Origin of the sequence: Phormidesmis priestleyi ULC007 (assembly GCF_003003695.1) — a bacterium.
GTDB classification, from domain to species: Bacteria; Cyanobacteriota; Cyanobacteriia; order Leptolyngbyales; family Leptolyngbyaceae; genus Phormidesmis_A; species Phormidesmis_A priestleyi_A.
In genome coordinates this window covers 61462-77874 of sequence record NZ_PVWG01000019.1, presented here as the reverse complement: position 1 = coordinate 77874, position 16413 = coordinate 61462, and the positions used below count along the sequence as shown (strand labels likewise).

Below are 16413 nucleotides of genomic sequence, written 5' to 3'. Positions count from 1 at the left end.
GGTTTCATATTGTGAACTCACTATTTGCATGAAACCCTTTCCTAACCCCCTTTTGCAAGCTTTTGTCCTGTACTTAGCGTGCCTACTACCATACCTATGGATTGCCCACTATCATTACCAATTGCTCCAATAATTACGGCCCTTACCACTTTCTAGAGAAGCTGATTCCCTTGATGTGCGTCAATATTCTCATGGGGAAGCCTCTACCAATCTATGGAGATGGGCAAAACATTCGAGATTGGCTCTATGTGTCCGATCACTGCCAAGCGCTAGATACTGTGATTCACCAAGGCAAGCTGGGCGAAACCTACAACATTGGCGGCAACAACGAAGTCAAAAATATTGATCTGGTTTACATGCTGTGCGATTTGATGGAAGAACTTGCGATCGACCTACCTGTGCGCCCTTGTCGTCAGTTGGCGACTTTCGTCAAAGACCGACCAGGGCACGATCGCCGCTACGCCATCGATGCTACCAAGATCAAAACTGAACTGAACTGGACTCCCCGTGAGACGATCGCGAGTGGGTTACGACAGACGGTTCAGTGGTATCTAGCTCACCCTGACTGGTGGCAATCGCTCCTCTCCCCGCAGTACCAAACGTACTATCAGCAGGTTTATATGAGTTTTAAGGCATGATTCAGTTCACGTTGCCTCGCCCACAAAAAGCGGTCTGGATTGTTTTTCTAATGTTGATTGCTCTGATCACAATTGGAGTGATCCGGGTAAACTCATTCAACAATCCACCCGTTCACCCAGAGTCCTCACGAGTTTTGGTGATTGCGAACCGCAATAGTCCCGTTTCTTTGCGAGTCGCTCAATACTACATGCAGCGTCGAGGGATTCCCACGACGAACTTTCTCACCCTAGAACTGTTTGACAGTAGCCAACAGCCAGTTTTTGAGTCGATCGAGTACCCGATCTATCAAAAACAGGTAGAGCGGCCCCTGCGGGAATTCTTGAACCGCAGGCACCTTAGCGATCAGATCCGCTATGTCGTGCTCACGAAAGGGGTTCCCCTGCGGGTTAAGAATGTCCCCCCCATCCATTTATGAATGGGGAAACGTTCATCCAACATCAGTCGCTCGATTCCACGATCGCGGCTCTTGACTACAAGACCTCAGCGATTGCCTTTAGAGACCTCGACTATAAAAAGATTTCTGGCAAGGAAGTCTTTGGGTTGCTGACCCCGAACCTTTACTGGCGGCAGACCTACCCTTTTGAGCATCGTCTGACGGGGGGCTATCTAGTGACTCGTTTGGATAGCTATCACGAGGCAGATGCTCGATCTTTGGTCGATCGGGCCCTGACTCCGCGCCCCTCACTCTCAGGAACTGTTCTGCTTGATGCTTTCCACGAGAATGAAAGTAGCGGTGAGCCGCAACTGGTGGATATTTTTGATCCTAAAGCTTGTACTCCGCAAATCGTCCCCAACTGCACTCCCCAAACGAGAGGGATGTGGGAGGCTTCTGGGCAAGATGTGATGTAGTAGCGCAAAGCACCGCCTTCAAAGCTGGCAGTGGCAACCTCGTCAAAGGTGAAGTGCGTGATGGTGCAGTCTCCAGTAAAGCGGAATGCAGATATACATGGGGTCAGCCCCGGCATCATACTTGCCCGCCGCGTCGTAATTCCACACGCGAAAGGTCTTCGGCGTTTGGGTAACTTCCTGCTTTTCGATCACTTCTCTGGCAAGACGGAGATTCAGCGGCACCGATCGCTCTCCCAACCCATAGACCGCTTCTTCAGCACGAAGCCGCGATCGATGCGTCCACCCGTCTCCTGGCTTCTCTGGCGGCAACTCTTCCCGCACCACGTTTCCTAAAGCATCCCGGACTGTGATCCGACCGTCAATCGCGATCGCAATCTTGAGTACTGGAGCGTCCTTCAAAAGACTCGTGACTGTCCAGCCCTCTGCCGTTTCTTTTAGGTGAGTTGCGACAGGTTCCCACTCTTGACGGGCGGTTCCTTCGGAGTTGCGCTTTGCGCTAAGCGCGTAAGGTACTGGCGGCAGCCCTGGCTTCCAATCCATCCGCACGAGATCGGGAGTCAGAAAGCAAAGATTGAGTTCTGCTTGTTCAAAGTAAAAGTGGGCACCATTGGCAGTTCCTTCGGAGTTGCGCTCTGCACTAATCGCTTCCGATTTCAGTAATTTTCCAGGGTGACTGAATGTTTCTGAAGGGGGTGGAACGTTGATCTGCCGCTCTACTTTTTCCTTCCAACGAGAGTAGCGAAATGCTTTGGGCGCATAGCTTAGTCAAAAAAACCTGGGCACTCGTAACCCTGACTCCAGAAATTGATCAGCAGCTAAAGCAGTATGAATGCGAAAATAACATCTTTATGCTTGGTAAAAAAATTACAGTGGAGGGTGGATTTTAGTAGAGTCAATCTTTTCCGTTCTGGCGTAGATAGCGATTAAGGCTCCTTTTCTAAAACCTCATACGTAGGATTAGATAACTCAGGAGGCGTTCATGATTGTACACCGTCAGCTTTGCTATGGGATCTTGAAAGGCTGGAATCAAGATCCTGCATATGTTTTTCATCCCAATAGAATCTCTGAGAAATCAGCATTCTTGTCCTCTTTGAATTAACCAAGAGGACAAAATATTATGGGAGTTAGGACGATCGTTCCTGGCTCGATTTCGTTCACCGTTGAGTTGCGCTGCTCAACCGAAAAACGGTATCGAGTCAGTGTCACTTTAGATTTGCAAGAGCGTTACATCTTTCTCTCGTCTGGCATTCTCCCGAATGTGAGCGATGAGATTGAAGAGTTTGTGTCACAACTGAGTGAGATTGCGTCCAATCAACTGGCATTGTTCAAATGGGATGGCACGAGTGATTTGACGACTGAATATCAAATTGTTCGAGTGTTGCTGGGATATCAAGTTGAACATTCTTTAGCGAAGTTCAACATTGCGATCGGGAATGGTTCACTGATTCAAGTGGAGGAATTGCACAACAAAATCACCATTCAACTGTAGGAAGTTGGACGTTAGGGAGCTGTCGCTAGATCTGGGTAGCGCCTCCCCTAATGACCCCTGTTTATTTAGGTTCAGGAACTGAGCAGCATTTCCGGTAGACGTTTCAGCACCCGCTTGAAGATTACGGTGTTCTAGATAGACCACTAGCAGCGAAACACAGTAGAATAAGCTCCGATCGACTCACTTCACCTTTCTCACTCATGTCTCAAGCAAAAATTGGCATTATCGGCGGCAGCGGACTCTATAAAATGGAGGCGCTGAAAGACGTAGAAGAGGTGCAGATTGAAACCCCATTTGGCTCACCATCAGACGCGCTGATTGTCGGAACGCTAGACAGAACGCGAGTCGCATTTTTAGCACGACACGGGCGAAATCACCATTTGCTACCGTCTGAGTTGCCATTTCGGGCAAATATTTATGCGATGAAAAGTTTGGGCGTAGAGTATCTGATTTCAGCCTCTGCGGTGGGTTCGCTTCAAGAAGAGGCGAAACCGTTAGATATGGTCGTGCCCGATCAGTTTATCGATCGCACTAAAAATCGCATCTCCACGTTTTTTGGCGATGGCATTGTGGCGCACGTTGCCTTTGGCGATCCGATTTGTCTCAATTTGGCGAAGGTGTTAGGCGATTCGGTTGAGAGTCTCAATCTCATAGATGTCGCCCTTCATCGAGGCGGCACTTATGTTTGCATGGAAGGCCCGGCATTTTCGACGAAGGCAGAATCACATTTGCATCGCAGTTGGGGCGCAACGATCATCGGCATGACCAATCTTCCAGAAGCAAAACTAGCGCGGGAAGCTGAAATTGCTTATGCGACTTTGGCGTTAGTCACAGATTATGATTGCTGGCATTGTGACCACGATAACGTAACAGTGGAGATGGTAATCGCGAATCTGCAACGCAATGCAGTCAACGCACAGAAAGTGATTCAGGAAACGGTGCGGCGGTTGAGTGAAAATCCGCCGACTTCTGAAGCTCATTCTGCACTGAAGTATGCAATTTTAACTCCAATGGATAAAGTTTCTGTTGCCGCTAAAGAACGGTTAGGTCTGTTGCTGAAGAAATATTTATACTAACCCGGCAACCATTGTGATTACCTTTGACCCTTACCCTAAATCCCTCTCCCAGAACGGGCGAGGGACTTTGAATCTGGCTCCCCTTCTTCTATTTTGGGAGCAGGGTGGTTTCATACAAGAAAAGAGTAGTACATTGGGGCAGAAACATTAAATATTTCTGCCCCAAAATAGATGGAAAGTTTCAAGGGTTGACGACTACCACGTAGGGCGAAGGCAGTGCTTGGGCTTTTCCAGCGTTGACCAACGCTTGATAGACAAACGCCGCGACTTCTGCTCGTGTGGCCTCCCGATTAGGATTCAATGCCCCGACAGTTGGGTAGTTGACGACTACTTTTCGGGTGGTTGCCGAGGCGATCGAGCCACTCGCATACGACGGAATCGCAGTTGCATCTTGATATCTCGACAGAACCGAAACATCTCCGTTGCCAAACTCTAAGCCATTTGCGATCGCCACCAGTGCCTGAACTCTGGGAATCTTTTGTTCTGGCTTAAAGGTGCCGCCAGGATAGCCCGCCATGAACCCACCCTGCGAGGCAGTTTGAATTGCGTCGAACCCCCAAAAGCTCTTGGCAACATCGGCAAAAGTCGTCCCCGCTCGGCGAGGTGTTGGGCTAAAAGCTTTGCTCACAATCACCGCAAACTGAGCACGAGTCACCGGATCGTTGGGCTTAAAGCTGCCATCTGGGAAGCCTGTAATTACCTTCTGGGCAGCCAAAGCTTGAATATAAGCCTGTGCCCAATGTCCCTGAACGTCAGCAAAGGTGCCGCTGCTGGCAACAAAGTCTACTTTTCCAAAAATGCGTTTAGGGTCGATGCTGTTGCCGATCGCAACCAGCGTGTTGTTACCCGTTGAGTTGTTGAGATCGAATTGTTTGTTATTGCGAATCGTGTTGTTTCCGGGAGTTTCAGCCGTGCCTAAGTCAGGTTGGGCCCCGATCGTGGCAACAACTCCATCGCGTTTGTTATCAGTAATCGAGTTGTTGCGAAGAATAGGACGAGCATTGTCATTGATGTAAATGCCATCCTGGTTTTGGCTGATTTGGTTGCCATCGACAAGGGGTGCAGAGGTGCCGCTGATCGCTAAACCAAACCCAGTGTCTATAAAGACGTTGCCTCGAATTTCACCCCGCGCTGCTTTTGCAACTGAGATGCCATCGCCTTCGTTTTTGGTGAAGAGGTTGTCGAGAATTTTAGGATTCGCGGTGCCTGTGACAAACACGCCTTCTCTGAGGCTCTTGGTAAAGGTGCTGTTGGCGATCGTCGGGTTGGTATCTTCAACCCAAATTCCCGTGCCGCGAGAGTTAGAATTTGTCACCGTCACGCCTCGAATCTCGCTGCTCTGAGCTGCCAAGATCGTCACATTTTGGGTGGCAAACGTCTTACTGTTATAGCCGCCGCTGCCCGTGATCTGAATGTTTTGCCCCTTGCCCACTTCGTCTCCGCGCAGCACCACACCCGCCTTCATTTTGACCGGAAACGTTTCGCCAGTTTCCTTACTATAGGTTCCGGGAGCGAGTTGCACGATCGTGCCTGCCGTCGCTTGTTGAAGGGCAAAAGCGATCGTCCGATAAGGGGCATCGGCTCGTCCGGCATCTGAGCGATCGTTCCCCGACGTTGGATTCACGTAAACAATGCCGCTGGCAGTCGGCACTTGCGGAATCTGCCCTGGAATAACATTCGGCTGAGTTGGCAATGGAATAACGCTAGGGTTCGGTACCGGAGTGACAACGTTTGGGTCTGGCACCGGAGTGACAACACTTGGCTGCCTGGGCCCAGACTGAGGAGTCTCAGGAGTCACCACGGGAACCACTACATCATTATTTGGCTGAGTCGGAACCGACTGAGCAAGCAGGATTCCACTCCCGCTCATCAACATGAGAGTGGCTAACCCTGAAGAGGCAAAACGAGTTTTGAAATGAGAAACCGAGTTCTTTTGAATACCGTGGCGTGACATATTGGTGTGGTGTGTAAGAGTTAATTGATAAATCGGGACGCTTAATCGGTCAGAATTCTGACTCAATCTCAGATATCAGCAATGACGATAGCATCTAAATCTCGATTTACAACTGAAGGAAATGACAAACCTAGATGAGTCTAAGTTCCCTGTAGCGCGGTTTAATGAAGTAAGACTCCTCAACCCAGCTAATTTTCATAGAGGCGACAAGAGCCATGACAGATTTTCAGGATTTTCTCATTCACAAATGTGCCCAGGTCGCGATCGGAGAGTTTAAACCGGGCACGTTTGAAGCAGCGCAGCAACTTTATCAAGAAGCCGTTGCCATGTATGCAGAAGGTTTTCTAGGTGCTTATCTGCTGCGGGAGAAAGACACCGATCGCGGCATTTCTGTGATTTTTTGGGAGAGCGAGGCACTGATGGAAGCCAACAGCAGCGAGGCCCATCAAGCTATTCTCAAGAAGATGACTCCGTTGTTTTCGGCAGTGCCAATGATCAACGCCTATGAGATTGTGAGCGAAATTCTGCCTAAAGAATGATAAAATGGGAGAACCTATTGCAGTGCGCTAACGTCGAGGAAGTCATCCTCATTTAACTAAGCGTATGAAATTACAAGGTTTATCTTTTCGTCTTTTGCTGGCTTTAGGAGTGGCAACAGGTGCTATTGTCGTGAGTCCCTCTGCTTTTGCGGCTCAACAAGTGATTTTGAAATATGGCATTTTGCGAGAATCTGTTTCAGTCAGCGACTTGACAACCTTTGCTGAAACGGGAAACACATCGCCTGCCCTGCAAGCTCATTTGAAACTCTCCCGTCAAAAACCAGAAGCGGTGCGGCAAACGCTCACGAAAGAGATCCGCATTAATCCGATCGTGCTTGATCGAGTGATGAACAGTCCGATCGGAAATGTCCTCCTCGATCCGCTCAGTCAAGCCATCCGAACCCCAACCGGAGGTGCTGATCGTCAAGCGCTTCGAGGTGCTCTTGCGCTTTCTGCTAGCGGAGATGGCAAACTTTCGGTTTTAGAAATCGTGCAGAAATATCCGACTCAAGAGGTTTTAGTTGATGGCGATCGCATTGTGGATGCCTATCGTCGCTTGAGTGATCTCGTCGATCGCATCAAAGGCCCTCTCGGCAGCATTCTTCTTAAAAGATAACCCCCTAAAAAGGGGGCACTACCGAGAGGAGGATTTGAGCCTTGACTTTTAGTAAGCCAGGGTTTCTAGCGTCTCGCGCAAGTAGGTATGAACCAGCGTATCAAGACTGATATCTGCCAGGCGCTTGTCTACTTCTCGCTCAATCTTCCAGCCTTTAAAGCCTGAACTCTCGGCGATCGCTCGCTTGAGACTATCCCAAACTTGAGTCTCGTAAGCTAGAGGGTGAGCATTATCTTCAGAGGGTGAAGACGCGTTGAAGTTAGACATGGCAGACCTTTGTGAGAGAGCATCAAAAATTTGTAGCGTTGAAGCGGTTTCGCTTTAGGAAAAACTTAATTTTGGGAAGCCAAATTCTTATCAGAGCCTATCTACAAGATAGCTTAATGAGCATTGTTGTCTGTAATTTTGACAACATTTCTACTCGGTTGAGATATAAAAAATTCTATCGTAATAACAGAAAGCGCTCACGATCGTTCATAAAATATCCGCCGAATCATCTGCATCGGGAGTCGAGAAGTCAGTGACCGAATTTAAGGGGTCTGCCCCGATCGACGCTGTCGGTGCCGCCGCTATTTCATCAGGCAGCAGGGGCAGCACAATTTGGTTAACTTTCAACCCCAAGACTGAGAAAGCTGGCAGAATTTGCTCAACGGCAAACGGTTGGGCAACCGCAAACTCTTGATCACTTGCCAGAAGCACTCGACCCACACTCAGCGGAACTTGTAGAAACAGATTGCTGGCAAGAAATGCGATCGCTGCCACTCCTAACCCCAGCCCTCGCACTGGAAATGGTGTGACATCAGCCGCGATCGGCGCAATCAAATAAATCTGCCATAAAAGCACCCACATCACTAACGCTCCTAGCCCAATCCAGACTGGGCTGCGGCGAGACTTAAAGAGCGTCAAAATTCGGCGCTGATCGTCGGTCAACCGCTCAGGTTTGACCGCAACAGCAACTAGACTAAAAATATAGAAAGGTTTCTGCCACTGCATCCAAACAATCGGGGCGATGCCGACGATCGCAATTAGCCCTAACTCTAACCAGACGGGCAACAGTGGGTCACCCACCGCCAACCCCAATAGGCAAACCACCAACCCCAAGGGAACGGCTGCCACACCCGCCGCATGAATCCAAAGATAGGGATCAGACCAGAAAGTCCGCATAACTCACACCTACTTAAACGCATCCCTCATTTTAGAAGGTGTGGGGGCATGAGGCGTGAGTTATCGAGAGAAAAGGCTGATGGACTAGCCGATTTCCTGTTCTCGCTGTTGCTTAAGAGTCTGTAGCTGATGCAGTAAGGACTCAGTTTCAGCGTGAAGATTGAGAAACTTTGCTTGCTGATCGGCTTGATAGAGTGCCTTCATCTTTTCGAGCGATCGGGCCCACTCTTGATCTGAGAGCGCAGAAGGCTCTTGGCGCTGCTCACACACTGCTGTATTGCTAAACTGATGATTTGAATTCGTCGTTGTCATAGGTCTTAGGAATTTGTACTTACTCACACCGAAAATTATCTTAACCTAAACTTTACACGACTTTGTATCGAAGTGTTCTGTTTTATGACTGGCAGAAAGTTCTCTAAGTTCCTTTAAGAGACAGGGCACTCTGACCCTCTGTAGTAGACTAGGATCTACTATTGCATTCAACGATTCAACCCTGTGACTTTAAGTCTGTCTGTTCAAGATGACTCGCTTCACGAGGCTATGCCCAAAGTTCAAAACTGGCGCGGCTTGATTGAGGGCTATCGGCGCTATCTTCCCGTCACCGATAAAACGCCCGTGATCACGCTGCACGAGGGCAATACGCCCTTGATTCCGGCACCTGCGATCGCGGCTCAGATCGGTCGGCAGGTGAAAGTGTTTGTGAAATACGACGGTCTGAATCCGACAGGCAGCTTTAAAGATCGCGGCATGACAATGGCGATTTCTAAAGCCAAAGAAGCCGGGGCAGAAGCTGTGATTTGTGCCAGTACGGGCAACACGTCTGCCGCCGCTGCTGCCTATGCGCGTCGTGGAGGAATGCGGGCGTTTGTGCTGATCCCCGATGGCTACGTAGCACTCGGAAAGCTGGCTCAAGCGTTGCTCTATGGGGCGGAAGTCTTGGCAATTCATGGAAACTTCGATCGTGCTCTAGAAATCGTGCGTGAGATGTCACAAAATTACCCGGTGACGTTGGTCAATTCGCTCAATCCCTATCGGCTTGAAGGTCAAAAAACGGCTGCTTTTGAAGTGGTTGACGTGTTGGGCGACGCGCCTGATTGGCTGTGCATTCCAGTTGGCAATGCTGGAAACATTAGTGCTTATTGGATGGGCTTTTGCCAATATCATCAAGAAGGACGCTGCACCCGGCTTCCGAAGATGATGGGTTTTCAGGCAGCAGGCTCGGCTCCTTTGATCAGTGGTCATATCATCAGTCACCCCGAAACGATCGCCACCGCTATTCGCATCGGCAACCCCGCCAATTGGCAAAAAGCTCTAGCGGTTCAGGAGTCGAGCCAGGGCGAATTTAATGCCGTCACCGATGAAGAGATTTTAGACGCATATCGTCTGCTGGCTTCTGGAGAAGGAATCTTTTGCGAACCTGCTAGCGCTGCCTCCGTCGCTGGGCTGCTTAAGGTCAAGGATCGAGTGCCGACTGGGGCAACGGTGGTCTGTGTCTTAACGGGTAATGGACTGAAAGATCCTGACACTGCGATCAAACACAGTCAAAATCAATTTAAACAAGGCATTTCACCAGACTTAGAAGCCGTTGCGAAAGCGATGGGATTTTAACTTTCGCCCTTTTGTTCTCTGACTTTAGTCAGTAAATCCACCGTATCGCCTAGTGCAGTGGTCAGGTTTTTGCGGGTTTGCGCGTGGTCGGCTTGCTCGGCTTTGAGATCTTGAGCGAGGCGATCGTGTTCTGTCCAAAGTTCAAACAGTCTGGCTTTGAGTTCGTCAACGGTGGTCAGATTCTCGATCGAGCGCTCGATCGTGGATTGCGTGTTCGATCGGTCTGATGAAGCTTGAGGAAGAATTTGAAGTTGGGCAATTTCGGACTTGAGATCGGCGATCGTTTGTCGGGTCAACATTGCTTCTGTGCGTCGCTGCTGGGCTTCTGTCTCATAGAGCTTTCGCCAATTGTCAGCGCTAGCGTTTGCGGCTTCCTGCGCTTCTTGCGCTGCTTGTAACGTTTGTTTGAGGTCTTTAATCTCGTTGAGCCACTGCACAACCTGGTCAGCCATTTTTCTACGCCTCTGTTGAATTTAAATGAGGTTCGCTGCAAAGATCGTACTTCACACTCTATGCGACGCTCACCCCTAAAACTCATATCGTGTATCTTTTACCAAGTAAAGCTTTCAGCGCTAAATATTTGAATGTGACCCTTAAAGGAGAGGCGCGGGGTTTAGGAAAGTATTTAAAGCTTGTGAGAAGACCCGTAGAATCACTGGACTAAAGCTGAAGCGGTTTTGTATTCTCTTGGAGAAATTACTTATCCTATGAGAGCTTCAGTATGCGATCGCTCCGGTTTATTTTTATTACTCTCATTACTTTTCTATTTATCACCAGTGCTGTTTTTTGGCGGAAGGCGATCGCGATTCTTCTCAGTGGCATTAATAAAGTGGGCAGATTCATGTGCGGAGTTAGATTTTGGTTGCTAGGTATTGTTAGCTTCATCATTGCTACAACTGCAACTGTCTTTGTTTCAGGCTCATTTTTAAATCGTCTCCTCTTAGCTGCGTCGTGTACAGTTTTCAGCTTTAACTCTACTTTCTGCACTCCAAATTTAGGGGTGGAGTCCGATCGTGCAACAGCGACGATTACTTCTACTCTCAAGGAAGTACGAGATATTGACAGTAATTTATCGACGCACAAACCAGTCAAAATCGAAGAATCAAGAGGGTTTACTGGTTCTACTTTGGCTTTCAAACCTGATAAAGACAATGAGGGACATCGTGAAATAACGAAACTTGCAACTAATGGAATATGGGTTTCTCCGAGAGATAAAAAGGTGCTGGTTGACGAGGATGGAACAGATCTCCAGTTTACTGAAGATGCCCAAAAGGAAATTTACCAAGCTAATAGGGGTGTAGATTTAGATCCAGGTATGTTTGGTTTGAATCCTTCTGAAGATTTTGGTATACCTGAAAATCATTTTGATAACGACCTATTTCCAGCAGCATCAGCGCGGCTTAAAACTTTAAAGTCTGAAGTTGTTGAAGCATTAAAGCCAATTAGGAAGGACTCCACTGAAGAAGATAAAAAAGCCATAGGAAAAGAAGCTCGTAGAAATCTTGGACAAGCTTTACATACTTTGCAGGATTTTTACGCTCACAGCAATTGGGTAGAGTTGGGCAAGACTGAAATCAATGAGGATTTAGGTAGAGAAGTTATTTGTGATGGAGCAGATAAGCACACTCCTCCTTGTAGTAAACCCGCCGATCCAAACAAAAAAGATGATGGTAAGCCTAATGGCGATCCAACTGCTACTATTAAAAAAAAGATATGCATCTTTCGTGTTTGCAGACAAGAATACGATCCGGGAACCCTCGATCCCAATCTTAAAAAACTTACATCTGGGTACTTCGATAGCATTATCAGTCCTTGCGTCGCGCCGCCAGGTAAAGTACGACACGGGTTCTCTTTGGCAGATTCTGTTAACCCTTTCGACTGTCCTAACGGCCTTAACAAAGATGAAAAAGATCGCCCTGGATACAAGATGGCAGCTTCTCTCGCAGAAAAAGCTAGCAGAGACTATATAAACCAGATTATTTTTGAGGATCAAGATTATCCAAATAGCCCAAACATCAGCGGAAATATACCCGCAATCAAAGCTCTAATGGGCATTTATGAAGACCCGTGTAAATCTGAAAGCAATCAAAACCGTGAAGAGTGCAAACTGAAAGAGGGAAAAACTTACGGCGACCCGCATATCGCTACCTTCGATGGGATGAGATACAGCTTTCAAACAGTGGGAGAATTTATCCTGTCAAAGTCTAGCAATGGTTCCTTTGAAGTTCAAACACGTCAAGCACCTGTCAAGCCTTCGCTTTCACTCAACAGCGCTGTAGCAATGAAAGTGGGGAATAGCCGAGTTGCCTTATATTCAAAAGATTTTCCTGATGCAGATACCAGCACTCCGCTGCGAATTAATGGCAAGCCAACGACCATTGAAGGCGACAAACTAGCTCTGCCAAACGGTAGCGAGATTTTGAAACAAGGCAATAATTATGTGGTTAACTTTTCCACAGGTGAGAAGGTTGTCGTTAGCTCAATTAGTACTGGGGGCAATTCATACTTCAACGTTTCACCCTTCGTTTACAACCGTGCAGGAAAATATAGTGGCTTGCTCGGAAACGTCAATGGTAATCCTAACGATGACCAAAGGGTTCGCGGCAAAGAAAACTCTTTGGACTCCAAGTCAACTTATGGTGATGTGAAGCAAGTCTTAAGCTTCGCTGGTTTGAGAATTCCAGGGGCGCTGAGTGGAGCCGAAAAGCTTTACTTCGACCAACTTTATAAGGAGTTTGGCAATAGCTGGCGCGTTAAACAAGAAGAATCCTTGTTTGATTACCCGGCAGGCAAAACCACCAAGAATTATGTTGATCCTGCTTTTCCAGACAAGTACTTGACGCTCAATATGTTGTCTGCCGACCAGATCCAGAAGGCGCAGAATGCTTGCACAGAGGCAAATGTCACTCAAGATTTGATGGAAGGCTGCATTTTTGATGTCGGCTTCTCCGGCTTCTCTGAGTTTGCTCGTGCTACAGCAGAAATCAACGGCTATGTCGGTATCGTCAATCAACTGTTCCCTCGTTTAAACATCCCGACACCAGAACAGGCTGTCGATCGCGTCATCGAAAAGATTAAACCCAAAGTTTGCTTACCGTTTGTCGGTTGCCTTTAGTGCGATCGCCTCCATCTTGTAGATGAGCATTTACTGCAAGACAAAGCCTACTTCCATCCTTTCTTTGCCCGATCGAGTACATAAGCTGACACGTCTTGAATCTGAGCCTGGTTGAGACGGTCTTTGTAAGGAGACATATTATTTTTGCCGTTGGTGACAATGCCAGCGATCGCCGCCTCGGTTGCATAGCCGTTTTGCTGGAGTGCTTTCAGCTTCAGGGTTTTGCCGCGTCGCACAATGTTACCGCCGTTAGCATGGCATCCCGCACACTGCACCTCAAATAGTTTGGCACCACTCGTCAAGTCTGCGGCAAGAGCCGGGAGGGTTAATGAACTGATCAAAAAGACGATCGCGCTCCATCCAATTATCAATAATCGCTGAATCATTTTCGTTTGAATTAAAAGTGTCTGTGGTCTCGATCGTGGCATCTTTTTCTCGCCTTGTGCCCTATTGCCCTGATTAAAGACAATGGCACAATACTAAGAAGATCTTCAAGGAGCGAGTGCGGTGCTAGTAAATGTAGGAGTGGGTATCGTTTGTTTTACGATCGCGTTTGTGTTGGCAAGCTTAGTCGAATATTGGCTGCATCGCTTGATGCACGTCTCGCCCAAAATTGGTGAACGACACCGCGATCACCATCGTCGCAATGAAGCACAGGGCGTGCTGTGGGAGTTCCGCGACTATGTGAGAGGGACGTTTATCGTCCTATGTTTGATGTTTTTTCACTCGCGGTCAGCAGGGATAGGCTGGTTTTTGGGCGGTTTTATCTACGCGGCTTTTTCGTCTTATGCTCACCAGCTACAGCACGAAAATCCGACCAAGTGCTTTTGGATGAAGATGCCCGTCCACTATGTTCACCACAAATATGGCATGTGGCATCACAATTTTGGACTCGCCGTAGACTGGTGGGATCATGCGTTTGGCACCTATAAGCAGGTTGACTGGCTAACTGACGAAGAGTTAAGTCAACCTGAAAAAAGCTATTGGCAACTGCGCTGGTTTTGAGTCAAAAACTCTGAACTTCAGGCAATTCTCAAAAAAATCGTTACCAATTCCAAAAACTTTCGATCGCTCCCCCGTCTCCTGAATTTCTCTGTGCTATCGTTCCAAAATCCCATTAGAAAGAACGGGGAGAAGCGCTATGAGCTACCTCCAAGATGCAAAGGCGCACTTTGTCGCCTCTCATCAAAACCCAATCAACCAGGCGTTACACCACTTAACAAATCTGTTGGCGATCGCTGCGGTCATTTACTTGTTTTATGACTGGCGCATGACACTCGTTTGTCTATTGCTGACTCAAGTGTTTGCCCTGGGTGGACACGCTGTTTTCGAGAAAAACGAACCTGCTTTCGTCAAATATCCCGGCATTACCATTTTGGTTTCTCTCGCCTGGTCGTTTGAGCATTGGTTTGGTCTACGCCAGCTTTGGCAGCATTTCAAACCCAAAGCAACCGCCTAACTCGTTACAAAAATCTACACTACGGGGAACTTCATGTATCAAGATTTGCTAGTTATCGACGCAGATGCTCACAAGATCGAGAATCCGCTCGTGATTCGAGACTACATCGAGCCACAATATCGCGATCGCCTCAGTCTAATCGTCGATAGCTTGGGTGATCAACGAATGCGAGTCATCGACTTTAACCCCGCAACTGGCAAGAATGACTTAGAAAGACTCTATCCTCAACCTCAAGGTTTAGGCAAAGGTGGCTTTCGCAGCCTTCACCCAGAAACCACGCTGGGAGCCATGTTTAACCAGGTGCGGATCGAACACATGGATCGGGAGGGCATCGACGTGCAGGTGATTTACGGCACTTGGACTTTGAGCTATTCGTCTTATTTAGACAAAGACATGGCGATCGCCCTCTGTCGCGCCTACAACAATTATATGGCTGACGATTGCCGGGGCTATGACAACCGCCTCAAGCCGATCGGCGTTTTGCCCATGCAAGATGTCAACGAAGCCATCAAAGAGATGCGTCGCTGCGTCAATGAGCTGGGCATGATCGGCGTTTCGATCGCACCCAACATTGCGATTCCGCACCCCAAAGCGCCTGACGCATTCCCCGAAATTCGCACTTGCAAAACTCTTAGCCATCCTGATTTTGAGCCACTTCTGCAAGCGGCTGTTGATTTGGATGTCTCGATCGGCATTCATGGCGGGCCGGGTTCTTACATGATTGGCGGCATCGCTGACCACATGGAGACGTTTGTCCTCAGCCATATTTTTGTACAGCGTAATCAACAGCAGATGGCACTGGCTCGGATGGTGTTTGATGGTGTGTTTGAGCGCTTCCCCACTTTGCGAGTCGGCTTTCTAGAAGGGGGTTGTGGCTGGTTGCCTGACCTCGCCCACGCCTTCCACGAACATTGGGAAAAGCGCATTCGTGACTTTGATCCCAAGAATCCCTATCGCCCTTCGCTAATGGAATTCACGAAGCTGATGATTCAAGAGCGAGGCGTTCACAACAACAGCAACATCATCAGCCAAGCAAAAAATTTGTTCGATCTGCTGTGGACAAAGCAGCATGACCCAACGCAAATCGACGACTCTAGCCTATACGAACACTACGATCTGCGTCACCGTGACCCAATGGAATATTTTGGACGCGGGCAGATTTTCACCTCCTTTGAATCGGATGATCCCGCCCCGGCTTACCTGCCGATCGCGATGGGTGAAATGGGCAAACACCTGACCTGCTTCTCTGGTGACTACGGTCATTGGGATGGTGTTTTGAAGGATTGTGTCAAGTCTGCCGCCGAAGTCGCCGACTACGATCGTGAGCATCTCAACCTACTGCTCAACGGCAATGCGTTGGCGCTGTATGGCGATCGCTTAAGTCGATCGTTGCCCGAAAACCTGTCAGCTTCAACGCTGGTTGGAACACGAGGTTAGAATTTGTCGAGTGAAATCTGGCAGATTCTGTAGGGGCGCACCACTGTACTCTTACGGGATCTGCCCAGCCACGGGTCGATTTCAAAAGGGTAGTTTGAAGAGTGAGGGCAAAAAGTTGCCGTACAATTGGTATGCCTACCTAAACAAGTTGTGGTTTGCAATGAGTGATAAAGAAGCAGTGCTTGAACTTGTAAAGCGGTTACCTGCGACAGTCTTTTTGCACGAAATGCTGAGAGAGATTGAGTTTATTGCGGCGGTTAAAGAGGACTTGGATGAAATCGATTAGGGTCAGGGCATCTCTATTGAGTCCGTCGAGCAAATGATGGCAACATGGACTACCCCGTAACATCGTCTCCCAAGATGGTTGGAGATTTAGAGACAATATTGATCGCTACAGCAGACAGTTCAGATAGTGTCCTTGGTTAGGAACGGATGGAACACGAGGGCGGTCATTCTGCATAGACTAGA

The 16413-nt window shown here is 48.3% G+C and carries 19 protein-coding genes and 1 pseudogene; 13 read left to right on the top strand and 7 right to left on the bottom strand.

Going from position 1 to position 16413, the window contains the following annotated elements:
• Nucleotides 1-89 precede the first annotated feature (89 nt).
• From C7B65_RS16300 to C7B65_RS16290, 3 genes and pseudogenes are all read left to right on the top strand, one after another.
• Nucleotides 90-638, top strand: a pseudogene (locus tag C7B65_RS16300) (dTDP-glucose 4,6-dehydratase); the annotation flags it as partial.
• Nucleotides 635-1054: a hypothetical protein gene (locus C7B65_RS16295; protein ID WP_073073118.1), complete on the top strand. Its 420-nt coding sequence runs from the start codon at nucleotides 635-637 to the stop codon at nucleotides 1052-1054. The pseudogene C7B65_RS16300 and the gene C7B65_RS16295, both read left to right, overlap by 4 nt.
• Nucleotides 1051-1488: a hypothetical protein gene (locus C7B65_RS16290; protein WP_073073120.1), complete on the top strand. Its 438-nt coding sequence runs from the start codon at nucleotides 1051-1053 to the stop codon at nucleotides 1486-1488. Before C7B65_RS16295 ends, C7B65_RS16290 begins: the two co-directional genes overlap by 4 nt.
• A 42-nt stretch (nucleotides 1489-1530) precedes the next feature.
• Here the strand turns inward: C7B65_RS16290 and C7B65_RS16285 are convergent, their stop codons facing one another.
• Complete coding sequence (locus C7B65_RS16285; RefSeq protein WP_342353007.1) at nucleotides 1531-2130, bottom strand: hypothetical protein; 600 nt, start codon at nucleotides 2128-2130, stop codon at nucleotides 1531-1533.
• A 475-nt stretch (nucleotides 2131-2605) separates the two neighbouring features.
• Here C7B65_RS16285 and C7B65_RS16280 point away from each other — a divergent pair, with 475 nt between their 5' ends.
• Nucleotides 2606-2977, top strand: a complete 372-nt coding sequence (locus C7B65_RS16280) for a hypothetical protein (RefSeq protein WP_106254065.1) — start codon at nucleotides 2606-2608, stop codon at nucleotides 2975-2977.
• 200 nt (nucleotides 2978-3177) lie between these two features.
• Complete coding sequence (locus C7B65_RS16275; protein ID WP_073073140.1) at nucleotides 3178-4053, top strand: S-methyl-5'-thioadenosine phosphorylase; 876 nt, start codon at nucleotides 3178-3180, stop codon at nucleotides 4051-4053.
• Nucleotides 4054-4234: 181 nt separating this feature from the next.
• Here C7B65_RS16275 and C7B65_RS16270 read toward each other — a convergent pair whose 3' ends face one another.
• A complete protein-coding gene (locus C7B65_RS16270; protein WP_223257407.1) occupies nucleotides 4235-6007 on the bottom strand; it encodes a DUF1565 domain-containing protein in 1773 nt (590 codons plus the stop codon).
• Nucleotides 6008-6222: 215 nt separating this feature from the next.
• Between C7B65_RS16270 and C7B65_RS16265 the strand changes: the two genes are divergently transcribed.
• Together C7B65_RS16265 and C7B65_RS16260 are read left to right on the top strand one after the other, a co-directional pair.
• On the top strand, nucleotides 6223-6546 hold the full coding sequence (locus tag C7B65_RS16265) for an antibiotic biosynthesis monooxygenase family protein (protein ID WP_073073144.1): 324 nt from the start codon (nucleotides 6223-6225) through the stop codon (nucleotides 6544-6546).
• A 64-nt stretch (nucleotides 6547-6610) separates the two neighbouring features.
• Entirely contained in the window at nucleotides 6611-7162 is a 552-nt protein-coding gene (locus tag C7B65_RS16260; RefSeq protein WP_073073145.1) for an alpha/beta hydrolase, read from the top strand.
• A gap of 48 nt (nucleotides 7163-7210) precedes the next feature.
• On the opposite strand, the gene C7B65_RS16255 is transcribed toward C7B65_RS16260, so the two are convergent.
• The 3 genes from C7B65_RS16255 to C7B65_RS16245 form a co-directional block, all read right to left on the bottom strand.
• The gene (locus C7B65_RS16255; protein WP_073073147.1) at nucleotides 7211-7429 is read right to left on the bottom strand and encodes a hypothetical protein; all 219 of its coding nucleotides are present in this window, start codon (nucleotides 7427-7429) and stop codon (nucleotides 7211-7213) included.
• 207 nt (nucleotides 7430-7636) lie between these two features.
• A complete protein-coding gene (locus tag C7B65_RS16250; RefSeq protein WP_073073149.1) occupies nucleotides 7637-8326 on the bottom strand; it encodes a low-complexity tail membrane protein in 690 nt (229 codons plus the stop codon).
• 84 nt (nucleotides 8327-8410) lie between these two features.
• Nucleotides 8411-8638: a hypothetical protein gene (locus C7B65_RS16245; protein ID WP_073073151.1), complete on the bottom strand. Its 228-nt coding sequence runs from the start codon at nucleotides 8636-8638 to the stop codon at nucleotides 8411-8413.
• Nucleotides 8639-8821: 183 nt separating this feature from the next.
• Between C7B65_RS16245 and thrC the strand changes: the two genes are divergently transcribed.
• Nucleotides 8822-9934, top strand: coding sequence for a threonine synthase (gene thrC / locus C7B65_RS16240; protein WP_073073152.1), 1113 nt, complete (start codon nucleotides 8822-8824; stop codon nucleotides 9932-9934).
• Here the strand turns inward: thrC and C7B65_RS16235 are convergent.
• Complete coding sequence (locus C7B65_RS16235; protein ID WP_073073164.1) at nucleotides 9931-10386, bottom strand: hypothetical protein; 456 nt, start codon at nucleotides 10384-10386, stop codon at nucleotides 9931-9933. The genes thrC and C7B65_RS16235 overlap by 4 nt on opposite strands.
• A gap of 269 nt (nucleotides 10387-10655) precedes the next feature.
• On the opposite strand from C7B65_RS16235, the gene C7B65_RS16230 reads away from it, so the two are divergent.
• Complete coding sequence (locus C7B65_RS16230) at nucleotides 10656-13049, top strand: VWD domain-containing protein (RefSeq protein ID WP_073073166.1); 2394 nt, start codon at nucleotides 10656-10658, stop codon at nucleotides 13047-13049.
• 47 nt (nucleotides 13050-13096) lie between these two features.
• On the opposite strand, the gene C7B65_RS16225 is transcribed toward C7B65_RS16230, so the two are convergent.
• On the bottom strand, nucleotides 13097-13435 hold the full coding sequence (locus C7B65_RS16225; RefSeq protein ID WP_073073168.1) for a c-type cytochrome: 339 nt from the start codon (nucleotides 13433-13435) through the stop codon (nucleotides 13097-13099).
• A gap of 121 nt (nucleotides 13436-13556) precedes the next feature.
• Here C7B65_RS16225 and C7B65_RS16220 point away from each other — a divergent pair, with 121 nt between their 5' ends.
• The 4 genes from C7B65_RS16220 (at nucleotide 13557) to C7B65_RS29310 (ending at nucleotide 16231) form a co-directional block, all read left to right on the top strand.
• The gene (locus C7B65_RS16220) at nucleotides 13557-14054 is read left to right on the top strand and encodes a sterol desaturase family protein (protein WP_073073170.1); all 498 of its coding nucleotides are present in this window, start codon (nucleotides 13557-13559) and stop codon (nucleotides 14052-14054) included.
• A gap of 136 nt (nucleotides 14055-14190) precedes the next feature.
• Nucleotides 14191-14508 carry an Mpo1-like protein gene (locus tag C7B65_RS16215; protein ID WP_073073172.1) on the top strand — a complete coding sequence of 106 codons (318 nt, stop codon included), beginning with the start codon at nucleotides 14191-14193 and terminating at the stop codon, nucleotides 14506-14508.
• A 33-nt stretch (nucleotides 14509-14541) separates the two neighbouring features.
• Complete coding sequence (locus C7B65_RS16210; RefSeq protein ID WP_073073173.1) at nucleotides 14542-15945, top strand: amidohydrolase family protein; 1404 nt, start codon at nucleotides 14542-14544, stop codon at nucleotides 15943-15945.
• 160 nt (nucleotides 15946-16105) lie between these two features.
• Nucleotides 16106-16231, top strand: a complete 126-nt coding sequence (locus tag C7B65_RS29310; RefSeq protein ID WP_262983547.1) for a hypothetical protein — start codon at nucleotides 16106-16108, stop codon at nucleotides 16229-16231.
• The last annotated feature ends 182 nt before the right edge of the window (nucleotides 16232-16413 follow it).